At 72.1% G+C, this 21,763-nt stretch carries 20 protein-coding genes; 5 read left to right on the top strand and 15 right to left on the bottom strand.

Annotated features, from left to right (window positions below; all coding sequences use genetic code 11):
- Window positions 1-120: 120 nt before the first annotated feature.
- The 3 genes from NYZ98_RS30765 to NYZ98_RS30775 are packed head-to-tail and all read right to left on the bottom strand — an operon-like array spanning window position 121 to window position 2,532.
- Window positions 121-501 (bottom strand): PepSY domain-containing protein, encoded by a 381-nt coding sequence (locus NYZ98_RS30765; RefSeq protein WP_262847086.1) that lies wholly within the window; start codon window positions 499-501, stop codon window positions 121-123.
- Window positions 502-547: 46 nt separating this feature from the next.
- Complete coding sequence (locus NYZ98_RS30770) at window positions 548-1,855, bottom strand: sensor histidine kinase (protein ID WP_262847087.1); 1,308 nt, start codon at window positions 1,853-1,855, stop codon at window positions 548-550.
- The gene (locus NYZ98_RS30775) at window positions 1,852-2,532 is read right to left on the bottom strand and encodes a response regulator transcription factor (protein ID WP_262847088.1); all 681 of its coding nucleotides are present in this window, start codon (window positions 2,530-2,532) and stop codon (window positions 1,852-1,854) included. Before NYZ98_RS30775 ends, NYZ98_RS30770 begins: the two co-directional genes overlap by 4 nt.
- Before the next feature lie 93 nt (window positions 2,533-2,625).
- Here NYZ98_RS30775 and NYZ98_RS30780 point away from each other — a divergent pair, with 93 nt between their 5' ends.
- From NYZ98_RS30780 to NYZ98_RS30790, 3 genes are all read left to right on the top strand, one after another.
- A complete protein-coding gene (locus NYZ98_RS30780) occupies window positions 2,626-3,135 on the top strand; it encodes a hypothetical protein (RefSeq protein ID WP_262847089.1) in 510 nt (169 codons plus the stop codon).
- Window positions 3,136-3,335: 200 nt separating this feature from the next.
- Window positions 3,336-4,238 carry an SPFH domain-containing protein gene (locus NYZ98_RS30785; protein ID WP_262847090.1) on the top strand — a complete coding sequence of 301 codons (903 nt, stop codon included), beginning with the start codon at window positions 3,336-3,338 and terminating at the stop codon, window positions 4,236-4,238.
- A gap of 310 nt (window positions 4,239-4,548) precedes the next feature.
- Window positions 4,549-5,361: a VOC family protein gene (locus tag NYZ98_RS30790; RefSeq protein WP_262847091.1), complete on the top strand. Its 813-nt coding sequence runs from the start codon at window positions 4,549-4,551 to the stop codon at window positions 5,359-5,361.
- A 15-nt stretch (window positions 5,362-5,376) separates the two neighbouring features.
- Here the strand turns inward: NYZ98_RS30790 and NYZ98_RS30795 are convergent, their stop codons facing one another.
- The 5 genes from NYZ98_RS30795 to aceB form a co-directional block, all read right to left on the bottom strand.
- Entirely contained in the window at window positions 5,377-6,120 is a 744-nt protein-coding gene (locus NYZ98_RS30795; protein ID WP_262847092.1) for an IclR family transcriptional regulator, read from the bottom strand.
- Window positions 6,117-7,514 carry a (Fe-S)-binding protein gene (locus NYZ98_RS30800; protein WP_262847093.1) on the bottom strand — a complete coding sequence of 466 codons (1,398 nt, stop codon included), beginning with the start codon at window positions 7,512-7,514 and terminating at the stop codon, window positions 6,117-6,119. The genes NYZ98_RS30795 and NYZ98_RS30800 overlap by 4 nt, the downstream gene beginning before the upstream one ends.
- Before the next feature lie 13 nt (window positions 7,515-7,527).
- The gene (locus NYZ98_RS30805; RefSeq protein ID WP_262847094.1) at window positions 7,528-8,964 is read right to left on the bottom strand and encodes an FAD-binding oxidoreductase; all 1,437 of its coding nucleotides are present in this window, start codon (window positions 8,962-8,964) and stop codon (window positions 7,528-7,530) included.
- Between the two features lie 107 nt (window positions 8,965-9,071).
- Window positions 9,072-10,526: an FAD-linked oxidase C-terminal domain-containing protein gene (locus NYZ98_RS30810; protein ID WP_262847095.1), complete on the bottom strand. Its 1,455-nt coding sequence runs from the start codon at window positions 10,524-10,526 to the stop codon at window positions 9,072-9,074.
- Complete coding sequence (aceB, locus tag NYZ98_RS30815) at window positions 10,523-12,118, bottom strand: malate synthase A (protein ID WP_380706294.1); 1,596 nt, start codon at window positions 12,116-12,118, stop codon at window positions 10,523-10,525. The genes NYZ98_RS30810 and aceB overlap by 4 nt, the downstream gene beginning before the upstream one ends.
- Before the next feature lie 314 nt (window positions 12,119-12,432).
- On the opposite strand from aceB, the gene NYZ98_RS30820 reads away from it, so the two are divergent.
- The gene (locus NYZ98_RS30820; RefSeq protein WP_262847097.1) at window positions 12,433-13,131 is read left to right on the top strand and encodes a DUF4097 domain-containing protein; all 699 of its coding nucleotides are present in this window, start codon (window positions 12,433-12,435) and stop codon (window positions 13,129-13,131) included.
- 150 nt (window positions 13,132-13,281) lie between these two features.
- Complete coding sequence (hflX, locus tag NYZ98_RS30825) at window positions 13,282-14,688, top strand: GTPase HflX (RefSeq protein WP_262847098.1); 1,407 nt, start codon at window positions 13,282-13,284, stop codon at window positions 14,686-14,688.
- Between the two features lie 122 nt (window positions 14,689-14,810).
- Here hflX and NYZ98_RS30830 read toward each other — a convergent pair whose 3' ends face one another.
- The 7 genes from NYZ98_RS30830 to NYZ98_RS30860 all read right to left on the bottom strand — a co-directional run bounded on the left by NYZ98_RS30830 (window position 14,811) and on the right by NYZ98_RS30860 (window position 21,763).
- On the bottom strand, window positions 14,811-15,863 hold the full coding sequence (locus NYZ98_RS30830) for an NAD(P)H-dependent amine dehydrogenase family protein (protein WP_262847099.1): 1,053 nt from the start codon (window positions 15,861-15,863) through the stop codon (window positions 14,811-14,813).
- Window positions 15,864-15,978: 115 nt separating this feature from the next.
- Complete coding sequence (locus NYZ98_RS30835) at window positions 15,979-16,767, bottom strand: SDR family oxidoreductase (RefSeq protein WP_262847100.1); 789 nt, start codon at window positions 16,765-16,767, stop codon at window positions 15,979-15,981.
- A 109-nt stretch (window positions 16,768-16,876) separates the two neighbouring features.
- Entirely contained in the window at window positions 16,877-18,454 is a 1,578-nt protein-coding gene (locus NYZ98_RS30840) for a fused response regulator/phosphatase (protein ID WP_262847101.1), read from the bottom strand.
- Window positions 18,455-18,571: 117 nt separating this feature from the next.
- Window positions 18,572-19,963, bottom strand: coding sequence for a sensor histidine kinase (locus tag NYZ98_RS30845; protein WP_262847102.1), 1,392 nt, complete (start codon window positions 19,961-19,963; stop codon window positions 18,572-18,574).
- Window positions 19,960-20,970: an ATP-binding SpoIIE family protein phosphatase gene (locus NYZ98_RS30850; protein WP_262847103.1), complete on the bottom strand. Its 1,011-nt coding sequence runs from the start codon at window positions 20,968-20,970 to the stop codon at window positions 19,960-19,962. Before NYZ98_RS30850 ends, NYZ98_RS30845 begins: the two co-directional genes overlap by 4 nt.
- Window positions 20,958-21,377 carry an anti-sigma regulatory factor gene (locus tag NYZ98_RS30855; protein WP_262847104.1) on the bottom strand — a complete coding sequence of 140 codons (420 nt, stop codon included), beginning with the start codon at window positions 21,375-21,377 and terminating at the stop codon, window positions 20,958-20,960. The genes NYZ98_RS30850 and NYZ98_RS30855 overlap by 13 nt, the downstream gene beginning before the upstream one ends.
- Entirely contained in the window at window positions 21,374-21,763 is a 390-nt protein-coding gene (locus tag NYZ98_RS30860; protein ID WP_262847105.1) for an STAS domain-containing protein, read from the bottom strand. Before NYZ98_RS30860 ends, NYZ98_RS30855 begins: the two co-directional genes overlap by 4 nt.

Raw genomic sequence — 21,763 nt, forward strand, 5'->3', positions numbered from 1 at the left:
TGGCGCGGGGGCGCGCGCTCGCCGGCGCGGGGGGGGCGGGCCCCCCCCCCCCCCCCCCCCGCTTCCGGGTGGCTACCCCGGCCCGTTATGGCCCCTTCGGGCCTTCGCGGTGGTCATCGGTCAGTGGTCGTGCTTTCTCCGGAACTTGATGATCTTGCCGGTCCGCACGGAGACGTAGACGCGGTACTCGGTGTGCCCCTTCTGCAGCTCCACCTTCCACGTGCGGTGGCCGTGCTCCCACTCGCGCTCGACCTTGGTGACCCGGGCGCCGGGGACGCGCTTCTTGGCGATCCTGATCGCCTGGCGGGAGGAGACGGCCGCCGTGGTGGCGGTGGTGGCGACGGAGACGGTGGCCGTGCTCGCCGGGACGGCGGTGGACGTCGTGGCGGCGGCGGAGGTCGCGGCCTCGGCGGCCACGGCTCCGGCGCCGAGGACGGCGACCGCCGCGGCGCCCGCGATGGCGAGCCGGACCGTCTTGCTCATGCGCTGTGTGTTCGTCATGACCTCACCTTCGCCGGGAACGCCCTAACGCCGCGCTTCGGCGAGGTTAAGGCGCCCCTAAGGCGGCGGGATCGGCGCCGCCGAGGAGCAGGACGACCATCGCGCCCCCGCCAGGAGCCGTCTCCAGCAGCAGCGAACCGCCCGACGACTCCGCCGTCCGCCGGGCGATGTCCAGGCCGAGCCCGGTCGATCCCGCGCCGCTGCGGCCCCGGTCGAGGGGATCGCCCGCCTGCGCGTGGGCCGGGAACCCGGGCCCCGCGTCGGCGACCGCCAGCCGTACGGCGCCGCCCTGCGCGGGCGTCAGGCGCACGGCGAAGGACGCGCCCTCGGGGGTGTGGGCGAAGACGTTGCCGAGCAGCGCGTCGACGCAGGCGGACAGGTCGGCGGCGCCGGCGGCCACCACGAGCGGGCCTGCGGGCAGGTCCAGGTCCACCGGCCGTCCCTGGTCCTCGGCCAGCACCGACCAGAACCTCACGCGCTCGGCCACGACCGCCACCGCGTCGCAGCTCGCCTGCTCCTGGGACCGGCGGCGCACGTCGATGATCACCGAGCTGACGGCGCGTTCCAGCGCGTCCACCCGGCCTCCGAGGCGCGCCGCCTCCTCCGGGTCCGACAGCGACTCGGTCTCCAGCCGCAGGCCCGTCAGGGGCGTGCGGAGGCGGTGGGAGATGTCGGCGGCCGTCTCCCTCTCCTCGGCGAGCAGGTCGCTGATCCGCCCGGCCAGGTGGTTGAGCGCCAGCCCCACGTCACGGACCTCCACCGGGCCGCCGGGCACGGTGCGCGCGGCCAGGTCCCCGGCGGCGAGCCGGTGGGACACGCGGGCGAGGCCGGTCATGGGCCTGGTCAGCGCGAGGGCGAGGCGGTCGGCCACCAGGATGCCCACCCCGATCAGCGCGAGCCCGAGTACGAGCATGCCGAGCCAGGCCTCGCGGACGCCGCGGGTCAGGTCCGCCTCGGTGAGGTACGCGCGGACCACGGCCGTGCCGCCGGGAAGGCCCTGGACGGCGACCAGGACCTCCAGGCCGCCGCCGGAGGTCCGCGCCGTGAGGCTCTGCCCGCGCGAGGCCAGCTCCACGCCAGGGGAGCGCCGCGCGGGGGAGCCGGCCGTCCTGCCGCCGGGCAGGAACACGGTGACGGCGTGGCCGCTCGACGCCGTGATGCGCTCGGCGGTCAGCGTGAGGCCGTCGAGGTCCGCCGTGCCGACGGCCGCCGCCACGGACTGGGCCTCGGAGGTCGCCTGTGTGACCGCGCCGCTCTGCGCCAGAGCACGGATTAGCAGGCCGAGCGGGACCAGGAGCGCGACCAGCACCAGCGAGGTGGTGGCCGCCACCAGCACCGCGAGCCACCGCCTCATGCCGGCTCGACCAGCTTGACCCCGACACCGCGCACGGTCTGCAGGTAGCGGGGCTCCTGGGCGGTCTCGCCGAGCTTGCGGCGCACCCACGACAGGTGGACGTCGACCGTTTTGTCCGCGCCGCCGTAGGGGACCTGCCAGACCTCCGTGAGCAGCTCCCGCTTGGTCACCACCTCACCCGGGCGGGTGGCCAGGTAGTGGAGCAGGTCGAACTCGCGGGGCGTGAGGTCGAGCGGGGTGCCGTCCAGGACCGCCTCGCGGCTGCGCGGGTCCAGCCGCAGGCCGCCGACGGTCACCGAGGTGTCCGTGCGGGCGTCGGCGGTGCGGCGGAGCACGGCCCGGACGCGCGCGTCGAGCTGGGCGGCGCTGAAGGGCTTGACCACGTAGTCGTCGGCGCCCGCGTCCAGCAGGCGGACCATCTCCGCGTCGCCGTCCCGTGCGGTGGCCACGATCACCGGGACGCGGCTGACGGCCCGCAGCATGCGCAGCATCTCGGTGCCGTCCAGGTCGGGCAGGCCGAGGTCGAGCACGACGAGGTCCGGACGGTCGGCGACGGCCTGCCGCAGGCCGTCCAGCGCGGTGGGGGCGGAGGACACGGCGTGACCCCGGTCACGCAGGCCCCTCATCAGGGCGGTACGGATCGTCGCGTCATCCTCGACGAGCAGGACATTGGCCATGTGCGGTTACGCTAACCGGTCCGGGGCTGTAGGCATAAGGCCGTTATGGTGCCATTAACCCGGGCTTAGGGAACGGCCAGGGAGGATCAGCGCATGAACCGGCGCCCGCTTCTCGTCGTGGCCGGATGGCTGGTCGTCGTGTTGATCGCCACCGGCGCCGGCATCGTGGTGACCGCCTTCCTCGGGGAGACGATCACCGGCTCCGCCGGCCGTGCTCTGTCGCCCGCCGACGTCCGGCGATCCCTCGACGCCCTGCCGTCCCCTTCGCGCAAAGAGACCTCACCGGCCGGGGACGGTTCGGACACGCCGGCTCCGGCGCGGCCTTCGGCCACCGCCTCCCCGTCCACGCCGCCTTCCGGTGCGGGGACGACGTCCGGCGGGCGCAAGGTGATCTCGGCGCGGGGCGGGGTGGTGGTCGCCCGGTGCGACGGCGGCCTGGTCACCGCGCAGTCCTGGACGCCCGCCCAGGGGTACGAGGTGAAGGACGCGGAGCGGGGGCCGCGCGACAAGGTGCGCGTGAGGTTCGAGAGCGGGGGCGCGCGCACCGAGATCGAGGTCCGCTGCGCGGGCGGGCGTCCCGTCCCCTCGATCAAGGAAGACTGAGCGGCCTCCGCGTGCCTGCCGGGGGTTCTCCACAGCCGCCCGGCCCCTGGAACCGGTTGTCCACAGGCGGCGGCGAACCTGCGGATGATCACCGCGGGGTTGTTCTAGGATCGGCCGAACGTAAAGGACAAGTAAAAGGACGGACGGCCATGAGCGCACGTAAGAACGCGGACAGCCAGCCAGAGGGCGGGAGGCGTGGCGTGCGTATCGTGTTCAGGATCGTGCTGCTGGCCGTCATCGCCATCGTGGTACTCGGATTCCTCGCCACCGGCTGCACGAAGGTCAGCACCGCGCCGGACGAGGTGCGGCTGCACTACGCGGGCGGCCCGTTCGAGGCGATCAAATTCGTGAAGTGCGTCAACCCCTCCAGCGGCGCGACGTTCCTCGGCCCCGGCGACACCTCCTACTCCTATCCCTTCGGCCAGCGCACGTTCGACTTCTCCGGCACCGAGGACTCCGAGTCCAAGCCCATCAGCATCGTCTCCAAGGACAACGTCGAGATGCAGGTCGCCGGCTCGGCGACGTTCACCCTCAACACCTCCTGCGAGACCCTCCGGCAGTTCCACGAGAAGATCGGGCTCAAGTACCGGTCGTACTTCGAGGGCGACGAGTCGTCGGACGGCTGGCGCCGCATGCTCAACTTCTACTTCAAGCAGCCGCTCGACCGGGCCATGGACGCGGCCTCGCAGGAGTTCGAGTGGAAGAAGCTGTTCAACGACCCGAACGTGAAGCAGCAGTGGGAGGCGCGGGTCGGGCAGCTCGCCCGCCAGTTCATCAAGGAGACGGCCGGTGCCGACTACTTCTGCCAGCCCAACTTCGCCGGCACGGGCGAGTGCGGTGACGTCGTGCTCACCATCCAGAAGCCCGAGCCGCCGCAGAGCCTGATCGACGCCCTGGCCGCCGAACAGGCCGCCAAGCAGCAGAACCTCGCCCAGCAGCAGATCAACACCAAGGTCAAGACCGAGATGGAGTCCATCAAGGACCTGGTCGCGGTACTGGGCCCCCAGGGGGCCATCCTGTGGAAGGCCATCCAGGACGGCAGGGTCCAGGTGGTCCCGGTCCCGCAGAACGGCTCACTGAACATCACCCCGCAGGCCCGCTGACGGCCTTCGCAGCCACGCTGAGACCTCGCCGTGTCGGTGGATGGGCTGGACGGCACCTCGGGGTCACGGTGAGCGCCCGCCTGCCGGTGGATCGGCTGGACAGCGGCCCCGCGGGTCACGCTGGCCTCCGTCTTGCCGGTGGGCCGGTTGGACATCCACCTTGGGGTCACGCTGGTCTCCCGCCTTGCCGGTGGAATGGGGGTATTCGTCCAGGTATCGGCAAGGTTGGGGGGCTTGTAGAGGCGCGGGGGTCGGATGGTGGGAGTATGCGTCTGTAGGGGGCTTGCACCACTACCTGGGGAGTCTCGACATGCCGGAACGCACTGGGTACCCCGACGGGGCTCCCTGCTGGCCGGAGCTCACCACTTCCGATCTCGCGCTCGCGACCCGGTTCTACCAGAAGGTCTTCGGCTGGTCGTACCGGGATCTCGGTTCGCAGGTCTGGGGATACAAGATCTGCCTGGCGGGCGGCAAGCCGGTCGCCGCGCTGGCGCCCCCGCCTGTCGGGCTGGAGAGCGGCCCGAGCGCCTGGATGACCTACTTCTCCACCTCCGACCTGGAGGCCTCAGTGGTACGCGCCGAGGCCAATGACGGCAAGCTGATCATCTTGCCGACCCTCCTGCGCGGCTTCGCGCGCATCGCCGTGGCCGTCGACCCGGAGGGGGCGCCGTTCGGGCTGTGGCAGGCGGCCGGCCAGCCGGGATGCCGCCTGCACAGCGAGCCCGGCGCGATGTGCTGGAGCGAGCTGCACGCGCGGAACCCCAAACTGGTGGATCCGTTCTACCGCGCGTTGTTCGGTTACGAGGCCAAGCAGGTCGGCGACGGCGTCGAGTTCGACTACGTCCTGTGGAAGATCCGGCACAAGGCCGTCTGCGGCCGGGTGCGGATGCCGTACGAGCTCGAAGACCTGTCACCCCAATGGGTGACCTACCTGATCGTGCCCGACTGCGAACAGAGCATCGACCTCGTCGTCCGCGAGGGCGGCCGGGTGCTCATCGGCGAATACGAACTCCGCGGCACCCGCGTGGCCGTCGTGTCCGACCCCCAAGGCGCGATCTTCGCCGTCTGCCAGCACACCCCCGCCCCCCACCTCACCTCACCCCCGCCCACCCAAAACCTGTAGACCGTTGGGAGGGGGTCATTGCGGGGGTGGGGAGACCTGGGTGCCGAAGTCGGTGGCTATGGTGCGCATGGCCTGGGCCAGGTCGGCTCGGTCGAGGGCCTCGATGCGTTCGACCGGGCCTGATATGGACATGCTGGCGATCACCCGGGCGCCGTCGTGGACCGGGACGGCCAGGCAGTGCACGCCCAGTTCCTCCTCGCCGAAGTCCATCGCGTACCCCTGCGCCCGAACGGTCGCCAGCTCCGCGAGCATCGCCTCGACCGAGGTGATCGTGTGCTCCGTGCGGCGGGGAAGGCCCGTGCGCGACAGGATCGCCGCCGCGTCGGACCGTTCGGCGAGCAGGACCTTGCCAACTGCGGTGCTGTGCGGGAGCACCCGCCGGCCCACCTCGGCGAACATGCGCAACCGCCGGGGGGAGGCCGCCTGGGCGACGTAGACCACGAAGTCGCCCTCCAGGACGGCGAGGTTCGCCGTCTCGCCGGACAGGGCGACCATCTTCTCCAGGTACGGCTGCGCCCACACGCCCACCATGCGCTCGGCCACCCCGCCAAGGCGCACCAAGGCGCTGCCCAAGGCGTACCGGCGGTCGGACTCCTGCCGGACGTACCCCCGGGTCAGCAACGACCGGAGCAGCCGGTGGATCGTCCCGTACGGGAGGCCGGTCCGGGCGGCGATCTCCGAGAGGCCGGCCTCCCCGCCGTGGTCGGCCAGCGCCTCCAGGACGTCCAGCGCCCGGTCGACGCTCTGCACCGTGCTCATCGCGCTCGCTCTCCGCCGACGGTCCCCGTACCCGCGTCACCGCGACCGGGACCAGGGCCGGAGGCGGGATCGAGGGCGGGGCCGGAAGCGGGGATGGGAGCGGGTTCGAGGCTTGGATCGGATCTTGGGGTGGAGGGCTTTGGGGGGCGGGTGAGGGTTTTGGGAGAGAGGGCGCGGAGGGAGGCGTCGAGGACTTCGGCGGTGTGGGCCACCTGGACGTGCTCGCCGTGACGGCGCGCCGCCGAGGCGATCTGCATGGTGCAGCCGGGGTTGGCGGAGACCAGGAGATCGGCCCCGACGGTCAGCACCTGCTCGGCCTTGCGGTCGCCGAGCTCGCGGGCGGCCTCCGGCTGGAACAGGTTGTAGGTGCCCGCGGACCCGCAGCACATCGCCGCGTCCGGCACCTCACGCAGCTCCAGGCCGGGAACGGCCCCGAGGAGCGCCCTTGGCTGGGCGCGGATCCCCTGGGCGTGGGCCAGGTGGCAGGCGTCGTGGTAGGCGACGGTCATCGGAAGGGGATGGCGCTCGGCCGCCGGGCCCAGCTCGGCGAGGAACTCGGCGAAGTCCAGGAAGCGCAGCGCGCCGGCCCGGCCGGCCCAGGCGGGGTCGGCGGACAGCAGTTCGGCGTACTCCTTGGTGCTCGACCCGCACCCGGCCGCGTTCACGATCACGGTGTCCACGCCGGCCCGCTCGAACGTCTCGATCGTCCGGCGGGCGAACCGCGCCGCCTCCTCGGCCCGCCCGGAGTGCACCGACAGCGCCCCGCAGCAGCCCTGGCCCGGCGGGATGACCACGTCACAGCCCTCCATCGCCAGGACGCGGGCCGTCGCCGCGTTGACCCGGGGAAAGAACTCGGCCTGGACGCAGCCGGTGAGCATCCCGACGACCGCCCGCCGCCGCCCGCGCGCCGCGATCCTCGGAGGCAGCCAGATCGGCCGGGCGACCGGGGGCGCCAGCTCGGCCATCGCGGCCAGCCGGGGGTCCAGCCGTTCGAGCAGGGGACGCAGCCGAGGGGTGATCCGCTCGGCCAGTCGCAGCGGCAGGCGCAGCGCCCGCAGCCGCCGGGGATAGGGGAACAGCGAGAAGACGAGCGCCCGGAAGGCGCGGTCGGCCGGCGGTCGCTCGTGGACCCGCTCGACCTCGGCCCGCGCCGACTCGATCAGCACGTCGTACTTCACGCCGGACGGGCAGGCGGTGACGCAGGCCATGCAGCCGAGGCAGGCGTCGAAGTGCCCGGCCATCTCTGGGGTCAGCGGGGTGCCCTCGACGTGCTGTTTCATCAGGTGGATGCGTCCGCGCGGGGAGTCCATCTCCTCGCCCCACAGCGTGTAGGTGGGACAGGCGGGCAGGCAGAACCCGCAGTGCACGCAGTCCTTGATCAGTTCGGGGTCCATGGCCGTTCGCTCCTCACGCGCCGTGGTTCGCGGCCGGCGGAGGGCCGACGTCGAGCCGTCCGGGTGACATCCGGCCCTCGGGGTCGAACCGCTCGCGCACCCTCCGCATCAGCGACGCGGCGCCGACCGGTCCCCAGCGGTCGAGCCGCGCGGCGGCGTCCGGGGGCGCGGTCCACACCACCAGTCTGCCGCCGTCGGCGGCCACGCCGGACCGCAGGGCCGCCACGAAGGTCTCGGCGGCGGGTGCCGTGGTGTCCGGGGGCAGCGCGAGATGCAGGACCGCCGAGGCGAGCGAGCCCCGGACGTGCACGGCGATGCCCCCCGCCTCCTCGGCGGCACGGCCCACCGCCGCGAACGCCCGGACGACCGCGCCGGGCGGCACCCGCAGCTCCATCAGAAAGCCCTCACCGTCCGCGACGTGCGGCTCCGACGGTACGCGGGGTTCCAGCGGGGGGGCCTCCTCGCCAAGCGGGACAGGCGCCTCCGGAGGCGGGTTCGTGCCGGGTGGGGCCTGCCGTTCCGGGTCCGTGCCGGGCGGTACGCGGTGTGCCAGTGGGAGGTCTGGGCTTGCCGCGATCTGCGGCTCCGGGGGCAGGTTCGTGCCGGGTGGGGTGGGGTGGTCGGTGGGGAGGTGGGACCACCAGTTCGGGGGGGTCGGGGTGATGGTCGCGGTGGGGCCCATGAGGTCGGCGGTGGCCTTGGCGCGTTCGTCGGCGGCGACGCCTTCGATGAGGGCGGTGACGGTGAGGGGGGCGCGAGGACCGGGACGGTCGACCTCCAGGGCGCTGGGTTCGAGCTGTGAGGCGGCGACGGCGGCCAGGCCGGGCAGGCCCGCCAGGTCCGGGACGGTCGCGGTGACCCAGGCGCGTGCGGCGGGCAGCGGGTGCAGGCGGAACGTGGCCTCGGTGATCACGCCGAGGGTGCCCTGGGAGCCGGTGAACAGCTTGCCGAGGTCGTACCCGGCGACGTTCTTGACGACCTTGCCGCCGGACCGGGCGATGGTGCCGTCGGCGAGCACGACGGTGATCCCGATCAGCAGGTCGCGCGCCGTGCCGTACCGCAGGCGGCGGGGGCCGGCGGTGGCGGTGGCGAGCGTGCCGCCGATGGTGGCGCCCTCGATCGGGACGTCCAGGGCGAGCTGCTGCCCCGCGCCGGCGAGCGCGGCGGCCAGCGCCTCGACCGTCACCCCGGCCTGTACCCGGACGACCAGGTCGCCGGCCACGTGCTCCAGGATCTCGTTGAGGCAGCAGGTGTCCACCATCAGGTCGCAGCGCGTGGGCGGCGGACCCCAGTGGAGCTTGGTGCCGCTGCCGGCGGTCACCACGGCGAGGTCGTGCTCGGCGGCTGCCCGCATGACGGCGGCGACCTCTTCGGTGGACTCGGGCAGGGCCACCCACCGAGGCGTGACCCCGGCGACGGCGTCGTCCGAACCCGCCTCGCGAATCGTCACACCACTCGCGACCAGGGCGTCACCGGAAGGACCGGGGAAACCGGGGGAGTCGGAAAGGTCGGGAGGGTCGGAGGGGGTGGAGGGGGTTGGGGGATTGGGAGGGGGCATTAGAACTGTTCCGCCTCTCCGGAGGCGACCAGGGGATGGACGCCCTTGCGTACCCCGGGGACCTCGCCGCACAGCCGGGGGGTGGGGAAGATCTTGCCGGGGTTGGACAGGCCCTTGGGGTCGAAGGCGCAGCGGACGAGCTGCATGGTGTCCAAATCCTCCGCCGTAAACATTTTCGGCATATATCGGGACTTGTCGACGCCGACGCCGTGCTCCCCGGTGATCGATCCGCCATGCGAGATGCACAGGTCGAGGATCTCGCTGGACACCCGCTCGGCCCGCTCCCCAGCCCCCTCCTCGGTGTCGTCGAACAAAACCAGCGGGTGCAGGTTGCCGTCCCCGGCGTGGAACACGTTGGCGACCCGGATGCCGTACCTGGCCGACAGCTTCTCGATGCCCGCCAGCACCGCGGGCAGGGAGGTCCTCGGGACGACGCCGTCCTGCACGAGGTAGGCGGGGCTGATCCGCCCGACGGCGGCGAACGCCGACTTGCGCCCCTTCCAGATCGCCGCCCGCTCGGCCGGGTCGTCGGCCACGCGCAGCTCGAAGGCCTCGCAGTCCCGGCAGATGCGGTCCACCTGCGCGAACTGGTGGGCCACCTCCGCCGAGGGCCCGTCCAGTTCCACGATCAGCACCGCCCCGGCGCCCGGCGGGTAGTCGCACCGCACGGCGGCCTCGGCGGCCTCGATGGCCAGCGCGTCCATCATCTCGATCGCGGCGGGCACGATGCCCGCGCCGATGATCGCCGAGACGGCCCGCCCGCCCGCCTCGACATCGCGGAACGCCGCCAGCAGCGTCGTCACCACCTCGGGCGCGCGCGACAGCCGTACCGTGATCTTGGTGGCGATGCCGAGCGTGCCCTCGGAGCCGATGAACGCGCCGAGCAGGTCGTAGCCGGGGTCGGCGGCGTCGAGCCGGACGATCTCCCCGTCCGGGGCGACCAGCTCGATCGCGAGCACGTGGTTGACCGTGAAGCCGTACTTCAGGCAGTGCGCGCCGCCGGAGTTCTCCGCGACGTTGCCGCCGATCGAGCAGATCTGCTGGCTGGAGGGGTCGGGCGCGTAGTAGTACCCGTACGGGCGCGCGGCCTCGGTGATCGCGAGGTTGGTCACCCCCGGCTCCACGACGGCCCGCCGTCCGGCGACGTCGATCTCGATGATCCGGCGCATCCGCGAGGTCACGATCAGCACGCCGTCGGTGCGCGGCAGGGCGCCGCCGGACAGGCCGGTGCCCGAGCCGCGCGCCACGAACGGCGTGCCGGTCTCGTCGCACGCCCTGACCACGGCCGCGACCTGCTCGGTCGTCTCCGGCAGCACGACGATGGCCGGGGTCGCGCGGTGGTAGGCCAGCCCGTCGCACTCGTAGGTGCGCAGCCGCACCGGATCGGTGATCACCCCGCCGGGGCCGAGGATCGTCTTCAGGCGGCCGGCCAGCCCGGCCAGGGCCGGCGTCATGGCATGCGGGCGTAGGCCGGCAGGGTGAGGAACTCGGCGAAGTCGTCGTCCAGCGCGACCTCGGTGAACAGCTCGGCGGCCTGCCCGTACAGGGTGGCGTCGTGCCCGGGCTCCTGGCGGATCTTGCCGAGCTCCTCGGCGATGATCCGCTCGACCAGATCCTTGGTCACCACCTCGCCGCTGTCGGCGAGCCGGATGTCGTTGTGGATCCACTGCCAGATCTGGGAGCGCGAGATCTCCGCCGTGGCGGCGTCCTCCATGAGGTTGTGGATGGCGACGGCTCCGCTCCCGCCCATCCAGGCGGCCAGGTAGCGCAGGGCGACGTCCACGTTGTTGCGCAGACCGGCCTCGGTGATGTCGCCGGGGGTCTTGGAGACCGAGAGCAGGTCGGCCGCCGAGACCGAGACGTCCTCGCGCAGCCGGTCGAGCTGGTTCGGCCGGTCGCCGAGCACGGAGTCGAAGACCTCCTGGCAGATGGGCACCAGGTCGGGGTGCGCCACCCAGGAGCCGTCGAAGCCGTCGCCCGACTCGCGCGTCTTGTCCGCGCGCACCTTCTCCAGGGCGACCTTGTTCACCTCCGGGTCGCGCCGGGAGGGGATGAACGCCGCCATGCCCCCGATCGCGTGGGCGCCGCGCCGGTGGCAGGTGCGCACGAGCAGCTCGGTGTACGCGCGCATGAAGGGGGCGGTCATCGTCACCGCGTTGCGCTCGGGGAGCAGGAACTCCCTGCCCCGGGTGCGGAACTTCTTGATCACGCTGAACAGGTAGTCCCACCGGCCGGCGTTCAGCCCCGCCGAGTGGTCGCGCAGCTCGTAGAGGATCTCCTCCATCTCGAACGCGGCCGGGTAGGTCTCGATCAGGACGGTGGCCCTGATGGTGCCGTGGGGGATCCCGAGCAGCTCCTGCGCGCGGGTGAACACGTCGTTCCAGAGGCGCGCCTCCAGGTGGGACTCCATCTTCGGCAGGTAGAAGTAGGGACCCTTGCCCTTGGCGATCTGCCGCGCGGCGCAGTGGAAGAAGTACAGGCCGAAGTCGGCGATCGAGGCCGAGAGCGGGCTCCCGTCCACGGTCAGGTGCTTCTCGGTGAGGTGCCAGCCCCGGGGGCGGACCACGATGGTGGCCAGCTCCTCGTCCGGCCTGAGCGCGTAGGTCTTGCCGCCCGACTCGAAGTCGATCGCGCGGTCGAGGGCGTCGCGCAGGTTGAGCTGCCCGGCGACGACGTTCTCCCACAGCGGGGAGTTGGCGTCCTCGAAGTCGGCGAGCCAGACCTTGGCCCCCGAGTTGAGCGCGTTGATCGTCATCTTCTTGTCGACCGGGCCGGTGATCTCGACGCGGCGGTCCACCAGGCCGGGGGCGGGGGCGGCGACCCGCCACGTGTCGTCCTCGCGGACGGCCTTGGTCTCGGGCAGGAAGTCCAGGGTGCCGCCGGCGGACAGCTCCGCCTGGCGGGCCTGCCGCGCCGAGAGCAGCTCCAGCCGGCGCCCGTCGAACTCCCGCTGCAGGGTGGCCAGGAAGCCCAGGGCCTCGGAGGTGAGGATCTCGTCGAAGCGGTCCAGCGCGGGGCCGGTCATCTCAACGCCGTCCATGGCCATCCTTTCCACGATGTGGAAAAATAGTTCTGAATTGTGGAATCGACGCTATCCGACCCCCGGATCAGGGGTCAATGCCAGGTCTCCCTGAGGGACACGCAAGGGTCGCCTCGGGGCCTTCCCCGATGGGCGCCAGGGCAGGCCGGCGGCAGGGTTGAGACATGACGACGCCGACGCCCCCCTTCCGTACCTCCCCCGAGTCCGCCACCCCAAGCGGGGACGCCCGCGGGCAGGAGACGCCCAGATCCTTCCACGGAAGGCAAAGACCTGCCCTGAACAGGGAGCACGCGATCACGCGATCACGCACAATCGGCCGGATGAGGCTGAGAAACGTGATCGTCGCGGGCGCCGCGCTGGGCACCGGGCTCCTGCTCACCGGCTGCGGCCTGCAGAACATCGCCGGCCCGACCAAAGACGCGACGCAGGCCTACGACGTGAGCGGCAAGGTCGCGGTGCTGGACGTGCGGAGCGGCTCCGGGACGATCGTGGTCACCGAGTCCGACCGCACCGGGTTCCACGTGTCCGAGACCCTGCACTGGAAGGGCGACAAGCCCGTCACCCGGCACCCGATCAACGGCGGCACGCTCACGCTGGCCTACGAGTGCCCGAACAGCCCCGACTGGGGATGCGGGGTCGACTACAAGATCGAGGTCCCGCGCGGGGTCCGGCTCAAGGCCGACACCGGGTCGGGCGACATCATCCTGACCGCCCTGTCCGGGGAGCTCAACGTCTCGGCGGGGTCGGGCACGATCAACGCCACCGGCCTTGGCGGCAGGCAGGCGGTGGCCGAGACCGGCTCGGGCGACGTCGACCTGCGGTTCACCGGAACGCCCGACAACGTCAGGGTCGGCACCGGGTCCGGCCAGGGCGTCGTGCGCGTGCCGCAGGGCACCTACCACGTCACCGCCAGCACCGGCTCGGGCGAGCGCTCGGTCGAGGTGACCAGCGACGAGGCCTCCCCGAGGAGGATCGTGGTCAAGACGGGATCGGGCGACGCCAAGGTCCTCAAGGCCTGACACCGGCGGCCCCGGCCGATAACAAGGTGATTCCGCGTGGTCGCCGTGACACCATCGGGGAAGACATCGGCGGGGTCTCCGTGTTGAACTGTGCGAAGCGGTGAGCCCACGAGCGCCGAGGAGCGCGACATAGCCACAGAGAAGACGTATATGTACAACGACTCCCACGAAGACCTCGCGAACGGTGAATACGAGCTCGAAGAGCGGCAGGCACTCCGGCGGGTCGCCGGGCTGTCGACGGAGCTCGAGGACGTCACCGAAGTCGAATACCGGCAGCTCCGCCTCGAAAGGGTGGTCCTGGTCGGGGTGTGGACCGGCGGCAGCGTCACCGACGCGGAGAACTCCCTCCAAGAGCTCAAGCTCCTCGCCGAGACGGCGGGATCGGAGGTCCTCGAGGGCCTCATCCAGCGCCGCCAGCGTCCCGACACCGCCACCTACATCGGCTCGGGCAAGGCCGTGGAACTGCGCGACATCGTGGTCTCCACCGGCGCCGACACCGTGATCTGCGACGGTGAGCTGACCCCCGGCCAGCTCCGCCAGCTCGAGGAGGTCGTCAAGGTCAAGGTCATCGACCGCACGGCGCTGATCCTCGACATCTTCGCCCAGCACGCCAAGAGCCGCGAGGGCAAGGCCCAGGTCGAGCTGGCCCAGCTCAGCTACCTGCTGCCCCGCCTGCGCGGCTGGGGCGGTAACCTCTCCCGCCAGGTCGGCGGCCGGGCCGCGGGCGGCGTCGGCATCGGTGGCCGAGGCCCCGGTGAGACGAAGATCGAGCTGGACCGGCGCCGCATCCGCGAGCGCATGGCCAAGCTGCGGCGGCAGATCGGCGGCATGTCGGTGGCCCGCGAGACCATGCGGTCCCGCAGGACGCGGCGCGAGGTGCCGTCGGTGGCCATCGCCGGCTACACCAACGCCGGCAAGTCCTCGCTGCTCAACCGGCTCACCGGTGCCGGGGTGCTGGTGGAGGACTCGCTGTTCGCCACCCTCGACCCGACCGTGCGCCAGGCCCGCACGCCCGACGGCCGGCTGTTCACGATCGCCGACACCGTCGGGTTCGTCCGGCACCTGCCGCACCAGCTCGTCGAGGCGTTCCGCTCCACGCTGGAGGAGGTCGGCGACGCCGACCTGATCCTGCACGTCGTGGACGGCTCGCACCCCGACCCGGAGTCCCAGCTCGCCGCCGTACGGGAGGTCCTGGCCGACATCGACGGCGCGGGCGACATCCCGGAGATCGTCGTGGTCAACAAGGCCGACGCCGCCGACCCGGTCGCGCTGGCCCGGCTGGCGACCCGCGAGCGGCACAGCGTGGTCGTGTCCGCCCGCACCGGCATGGGGCTGGACGAGCTGATCGCCACGATCGAGCGGGAACTGCCCCGTCTCGACCACGAGGTGCACCTGCTCGTCCCCTACGACCGGGGCGATTTGATCGCGCGGGCCCACAAGGAGGGCGAGGTGCTGTCGGTGGACCACACCGGCGACGGCACCGTCCTGCACGCCCGCGTGCCGGCCGCGCTGTACTCCGAGCTGGAGCGCACCGCCAAGCCGGTCGAGACCGTCTGATCGCGGCGCGGGTCACGTGGCCCGCCCCGCCGACCGCCGGTGCCGTGAGGCACCGGCGGTCGTCGCTTTTCCCGGACCGTCCGGACGCTCAGATTTCCGGATGATCAGGCCGGAGGGGTCTTTCAGGGCATCAGGCCACGGCCGGTGATGAGCGGCAGGTCCAGGGCGGTCAGCAGGCCGGGCGGGGCCTCGACCACCGCGGGGACGGCGTTGACCAGGCGCATCGCCGTGGCCTTGAGCCCGGCGGTGTTGTGGTCGCCGTCGCTTCCGGTCAGCCGGAGGTCGAGCGTGTAGTCCGGCTCGCCCCTGACCTCGACGCGGTAGCACCCCTGACCGGCCGGCTGCGGCCAGTCGGGGCCGAGGTCGTCGCGGAGCCGGGTGACGTGCTCCAGGACGATGGCGGGGCGCCCGTGGCGCATGCCCCGCACCTGGAACCGCAACGCGGCGGACGTCCCCTTCGCGATCGTGCCCGAGACGATCTCGAACGTCTCGGGGGTGGGCAGCCGGGTGTGCCACTCCTCGATGCCGTCCAGCTCGACGCCGAGGCCGGCCGCGATCTGCCGGACCACGCTGCCCCACGCGATCGTGAGCACCCCGGGCCGGAGCAGCATCGGGACCTCGTCCATCGGCCCGCCGAACCCCATGATGCCGAACAGGACCGTGCCCTGGTCGTAGGTGGCGTAGTTGAGCACCTCCAGGCAGCGGACCTCGTCCACGCGCTCGCTGATGCCCGTCAGGACCAGCGGCAGCCAGTCGTTGGCGAACCCCGGGTCGATGCCGTTGACCCAGATCGAGGACCCGCCCGCGAGCGCGGCCTCCCGGACGGGCGCGTCCAGGGACCCGTCGGGGAACTGCAGGAACACCGGGCTGCACGACACCACGCTGGCGCCGGACCGCAGGATGGCCGAAAGGTCGTCCAGGGCCTCGAAGACGCGGGTGTCGGCCATCGCCGTGTAGACCACGCAGTCGGGCCGGAGCGCGAGCAGCGCGGCGGCGTCACCGGTCGCCGTGACGCCCAGCGGGCCGAGGCCGGCGAGCTCGCCGGCGTCCCTGCCGATTTTGGCCGGGTTGGACACGTGGCAGCCGACGAGCTCCAGGTCGGGGCGGGCCCGGATGCCGGCCAGCGTGTTGCGGCCGACGTTGCCCGTCCCCCACTGCACCACTGTGTAGACCACGACGACTCCTCAGGTCAGGCCGGACACGAAACCGAACCGCGACGAAGGCCGTGCACCCGCCACGAAAGCCGTGCGTCGCAACGAAGGCCGGGCGTCATCACGGAGCCGGGCACCGCTACAGGTCGGGCAGGCCGAGGTCGAGGTTCGGGCGTTCCAGGCCGCCGTCCGCCTCCAGGACCTTGCCGGTGAGATAGGCGCCCGCCGGGGAGGCGAGGAACAGCACGGAGGCCGCGATGTCCTCGGGGTCGCCGATGCGCCGCAGCGGGGTGGCCTGCTCCATGCTGGTGCGCAGGTCGTCGTCGGTCATCACGATCTCCAGCGCGGAGGTGGCGACCGAGCCGACGGCGATCGCGTTGACCCGGATCCGGGGCGCGAGGTCGCACGCCGCCAGGCGCGTGTAGTGCGCCAGCGCGGCCTTGGCCGTCCCGTACGCCAGGTAGCCGCGCCCGGCCACTCGCCCCATCACCGAGGAGATGTTGACGACCGTGCCCCCGTCCGCCTGCAGCATGTACGGGACGGCGGCCCACGTCAGCTCGTGGGCGATGCCCACGTTGAACTGGAACGCGTTCTCCAGGTGCCGCAGTTTGGTGTCGAGGAAGGCGCGGGGGAGCGCGCCTCCGACGTTGTTGACCACGATGTCCAGCCGGCCGAACGCGCCGGCCGCCTGGTGGGCAAGGCTCTCGGCGGCGCCCGGCTCCGCGAGGTCGGCCGGCACCACAAGGCAGCGTCGCCCCGCCGCCTCGATCTGGGCCGCCACCCCCTTGAGCTGCTCTTCGGTGCGGGCCGACACGACCACGTCGGCCCCCGCCTGGGCGAGCGCGACGGCGGTGGCCGCGCCGATGCCCCGGCCCGCGCCGGTGACGACGGCGACGCGCCCGGTGACGAGGAATCTGTCCAGGATCATGGCTTGGCCTCCGGCCTGAGCCTAGATCGACAATAGAACCTGTTTCAATAGGCGGTGCCTGCCGGGCTCGCCTATCGGGCCCCGGAGGCCCGCCGGACGCGCACGCGGCTCAGCGGGTCCTGCGCAGGGCGACCACCGCGACGTCGTCCTCACGGGGGCCGAAGTGGTCGATCAGCCGGTCGCAGAACACCTCCAGGTCCTTGTCGAACGAGGTGGCGATCTGCCGGACGACCTCCAGGCTGTGGTCCAGCGGGATGTGGCGGTCCTCGATGAGCCCGTCGGTGAACATCAGCAGGGCGCCGTTCTCGGGGATCTGCAGGCGGTCCACCCGGTAGTCCTCGTGCGCGGCGCCGATGAGCAGGTTCCCCCAGCCGAGGTAGCGCGCGTCGGAGCCGGACACGATGATCGGCGGGATGTGCCCGGCGTTCGCCAGGTCCACGACGCCGGTCAGCGGGTCGACCAGCAGCAGGCAGACGGTGGCCGTCATGCTGGGGTGGTAGCGGCGCATCACGTCGTTCAGCCGCCCCATGAGCCGCCCGAGATCGTGCTCCTCGACGACGAAGGCGCGCAGGGCGTGGCGCAGCTCGGCCATGACGGTGGCCGCGTGCAGGGAGTGCCCCTGCACGTCGCCGATGCCCACCAGGAGCCGGTCGCCGACCCGCAGGACCTCGTAGAAGTCGCCGCCCACCTCGACGTTGTCGATCGCCGGCCGGTAGCGGACGGCCAGCTCCAGGCCGGGGGTCACCGGGATGTGGGTGGGCAGGAAGCTGCGCTGCAGGGTGAGCGCGATCATGTGCTCCTCGGCGTAGGTGCGCAGGGCGTCCACCGCGAGCGCGAGCGCCTGGCCGAGCTGCTTGAGGATGTTGAGCTCGTCGGCGTCGAGCGGTTCGATGCCCTCCACCCCGACGTACACCGGGGAACGGCCCGACTTGGTCCGCGACACCACGGCGGAGACGCCGGCCCTGATCTCGGCGTCGGGAAGGATCTTCAGCCAGGCGTCGCGCGACACGGTGAACTCCGCGGTCCCCGCGGCGTCGCCGAGGGCCAGGCGGGTGATCCTCTCCAGCGTGTCCTGCGGGGTGCCGAGGGACCTCGCCGGCTCGCCGGGGTGGATCACCGCGTACCGCCTGATCCTGCCGTCGACCGCGATGGCGATCGCGCCGCTGCGCCTGCCGAGGATGGCGGCCGTGCCCTCGACGGCCACCCGCAGCAGCTCGTCGAAGGTGGTGCTCGCGTTGATCTCCAGGGTGACCTGGGTCAGCTCGCCCAGCCGCAGGGCCATGCGCTCGGCCCGCTGGCGCGCCCGGTAGTAGCGCAGGGTGGCCTGCACCGTCGCGATGAACTCCTCCGGCTCGATCGGCTCGGCCATGTAGGCGTCGGCGCCCCGGTCGAGCCCGTGGGCCCGGTCGCTGACCGCGATGGCGTGCGCCGAGATCTGGATCACCGGGATCGCCGTGGTGGCCGGGTCGGCCTTGATCCGCTCGCACACCTCGTACCCGTCGATGTCGGGCAGCCGTACGTCGAGGATCACCAGGTCGGGGGCCAGCGCGTGGACCAGGTCGAGCGCCTCCTCGCCGCAGGTGGCCTCCACCACCTCGTGGCCCGCCCGGCGCAGCCAGCTCCCGAGGATGTACCGCTTGGTCGGGGTGTCGTCCACCACCAGGATGGTCGCGGTGTTCTCGTTCATCGTCCCTCTTTGATAGCACTCCCGCCCGCGCCGGCTCAGGAGCGTGGCGCGGAGGGTACTCACTGCCCTTCGGATCGGCGGAGCCGCAGGTTGCGTCCCTGGGGGGTCGGCCGGATCCTAGTCCTCCCGGCGTGGTCCCGTCTCAGGGTCCGCGCCGGGGGCGTCCGCGGCCTCCGGGCCGAACCCGGGGTCGAGCGGCAGCCGTACGGTGACCGTCGTCCCCTCGCCGGGCGCGCTCGACAGGCTCAGCGTGCCACCGAGCACCTCCGCGAGCCTGCGCGCGTACGGCAGCCCGAGGCCGGTGCCCCGGGCGCGCACCTGCGCGGCGCCCGGCACCTGGTAGAACTCCTCGAACACGCGCTCCTGGTGCTCGGGCGGGATGCCGATGCCGGTGTCGGTGACGATGAACACCACCTCACCGGCCTCGCTGTACGCCCTGAGCCCGACCTCGCCGGACTCGGTGAACTTCAGCGAGTTGGACAGCAGGTTGCGCAGGATGCGGGAGAGCAGCACCTCGTCGGTGACCAGCGTCTCCGGGGCGTGCGCCACGTCGACGGTGAGCCGCACGTTGTCGGTTCCGGCGGTCGGGTGCAGGGTCATCCGCAGCCGGTCGGCCAGGGCCGGCAGGTCGACGGCCGAGGGCTGGGAGGTGAGCCGGCCGGACTCCGCCTTGGCCATGTCGAGCAGTTCGGCCACCAGCGAGAGCAGCGTCTGCGCGGAGCCGCCGATCAGCTCGATCTGGAGGTGCTGCTCCTCGCTCAGCTCCTCGCCGCCCGGGCCGAGCAGCAGCCGCACCAGGCCGATGACCGAGTTGAGCGGGGTGCGCAGTTCGTGGCTGACCGTGGCCCAGAAGCGGTTCTTGGCCTCGCCGGCCTCCCTGAGCTGGGCGGACTTCTCGTCCAGCTCGGCGTACAGGGCGACGACGCCGCGGTTGGTCTCCTCCAGCTCCTCGGAGAGCTGGTTGTACAGGGCGAACACGCCCTGGTTGGTCTCCTCCAGCTCCGCGTTGAGGCGCAGGAGGCGTTCCCGCTGGTGGCGCGAGTCCTCCAGGGCGGAGGCGAGCTCGCGGTTCTGCTGGCGCAGCTCCTCGATGACGCTGATCGGCGCCAGCTCGATCATCTTGGTGCGGATCTCCCCGAGATGCGGCTCGGCGGGGGCCCGCAGGCCCTGCGACTTCTTGACCATGGTGACGCGGCGCAGGTCCTCGTCGTGCTCGACCTTGTCCATCAGGCGGGCCGCCAGGGTCACCCCCGCGGGCGCGACGGCGTCGGACCCCTCCGAGTAGGTGATCTCCACGACGAGGCCGCCCAGGTCGTCGAGCTGGAAGGACGCCTCCGCGTCGCGGGACCCGCCGACGATCTCCCTGCCCACCTCGCTGAGCGCGGTGCCGACGCGGATCTGGTCGAGGTCGTCCAGCCCGACGGCCTCGGCGACCTCCCGGCCGAGCTGGCGTACGGCGAAGACGTCCCGGTCGTCCCGTACGGCGATGGTGAACAGTTCGCGGTTCACCGGTCGGCCCTGATGGCGAGGACGCAGGCGTCGTCGCGGCGGATGGCGGCGTCGCGCAGGAGCGTCCCGGCGATGACGGGCGCGGTGTGGGTGAGCAGGCCGGGATAGGAGGTGAGGTCCCAGCGTTCGGTCAGCCCGTCGGAGTGCATGACCACGACCCCGTGCGGCGGCAGCTCGTACTGGAACTCCCGGAACGTCCGGGCCTTGTGCCCGGCGATCCCGGGGACCGAGACCAGGCCCTGGCGTCCTTCGGAGTGGCAGATCCACCCCGAGATGTTGCCGATCCCGGTGTACCGCACCGAACCGGTCGAGCGGTCGATGCGGACGACGGCCACCGCGCCGCCCCGGGTGTGCCCGAGCGAGTTGTGCACGCGTTCCACGATGGTTGTGGGACTACTGTCGGACCGCTCGCGGAAGACGCGGATCGCCTCGCGTGAGGCGATGGCCGCCGCCAGCCCGTGGCCGAGGCCGTCGCACACGATCGCGGTGACGACGGTGCCGGTGTCCTCGTAGGCGAAGGCGTCGCCGCACTCGACCTCGTCCCCGACCGGCCGGTACAGGCCGCAGGCGCGGGAGTCGGGCGGCGGGGCGTCCTTGGCCGTGAAGCGCATGCTCAGGACGGTGCCGACGCCGGGGCGCGAGTAGATGTCGTAGGAGTCGGACAGGCGGGTGATCGCCCCGAGGCCGATGCCCAGCGTCCCGGCGGTGGAGTAGCCGTCGCGGATGGGGCCGACGGTGTCGGCCATGCCGGGGCCGTCGTCGATGGAGACGACCTCGATGGTCGCGGGGGAGGAGGCGTGCGGGCGGACCAGCATCATGCCGGAGCTGGCGTGTTTGACCAGGTTGGAGGCGGCCTCGCTGACCGCGACGGCCACCTGGCCGACGTGCTCCTCGCCGAAGTTCCGGTCCTCGGCGAGGGCGGTGGCGATCCTGCGGGCGGCCCCGATGGCGCTCGGGTCCTCCATCCTGAGCCAGACGTCCTGACGCGGCGGGCTCAGCGGGTCCATTTCGTCACCGTCACGACCGTTCCGCGGCCGGGTTCCGATTCGAGGACGAACTCGTCCATCAGGCGCCGGCTGCCGCTCAGCCCGAGCCCGAGGCCGCCGCCGCTGCTCCATCCGTCGGTGAGCGCGAGCTGCCGGTCGGGGATGCCGGGGCCGTTGTCGCTGAACACGAGCCGGATGCCGCGGCGGGCGCCGTTCTGGACGATCGTGATGTTGGCCTGGCCGCCACCGGCGTGGACCAGGGTGTTCCTGGCGAGCTCGCTTGCGGCGGTGACCACCTTGGTCTGGTCGACGAGGGAGAAACCCAGCTCGATCGCTGTCGCGCGGACCTTCTGGCGGACGGTCACCACCTCGTCGTTGGAGGTGATGGTGAGCTCCTCCACCGTTCTGGGCGCGGGCGGATGGCTCACAGTCCGACCGCGGACAGATCGCTCGTGCCCTGCGTGCCGTGCCGGCTCAGTAACGCCACGCCCTTCTCCAGGTCCAGGGCGGTGCGGAGCCCGCCGAGGGAGAGGCCGAGCTCGACCAGCGTGATCGCCACGGCGGGGCGCATTCCGACGACGATCGTCTCGGCGTCGAGCATGCGCGACATCCCGGCGATCGTCGACAGCATGCGCCCGACGAAGGAGTCGACGATCTCCACGGCGGTGATGTCGATGATGACGCCGATCGCCCCCGTCGCGACGACCCGGTCGGCGAGGTCTTCCTGGAGCGTCAGGACGGACTGGTCGTCGAGGTCGCCCTGGATCGAGACGATCAGCACGTCGCCGATCTTGAGGATGGGGACGCGGTCCAT

Source organism: Sphaerisporangium corydalis (assembly GCF_025506355.1).
Classification (GTDB): domain Bacteria; phylum Actinomycetota; class Actinomycetes; order Streptosporangiales; family Streptosporangiaceae; genus Sphaerisporangium; species Sphaerisporangium corydalis.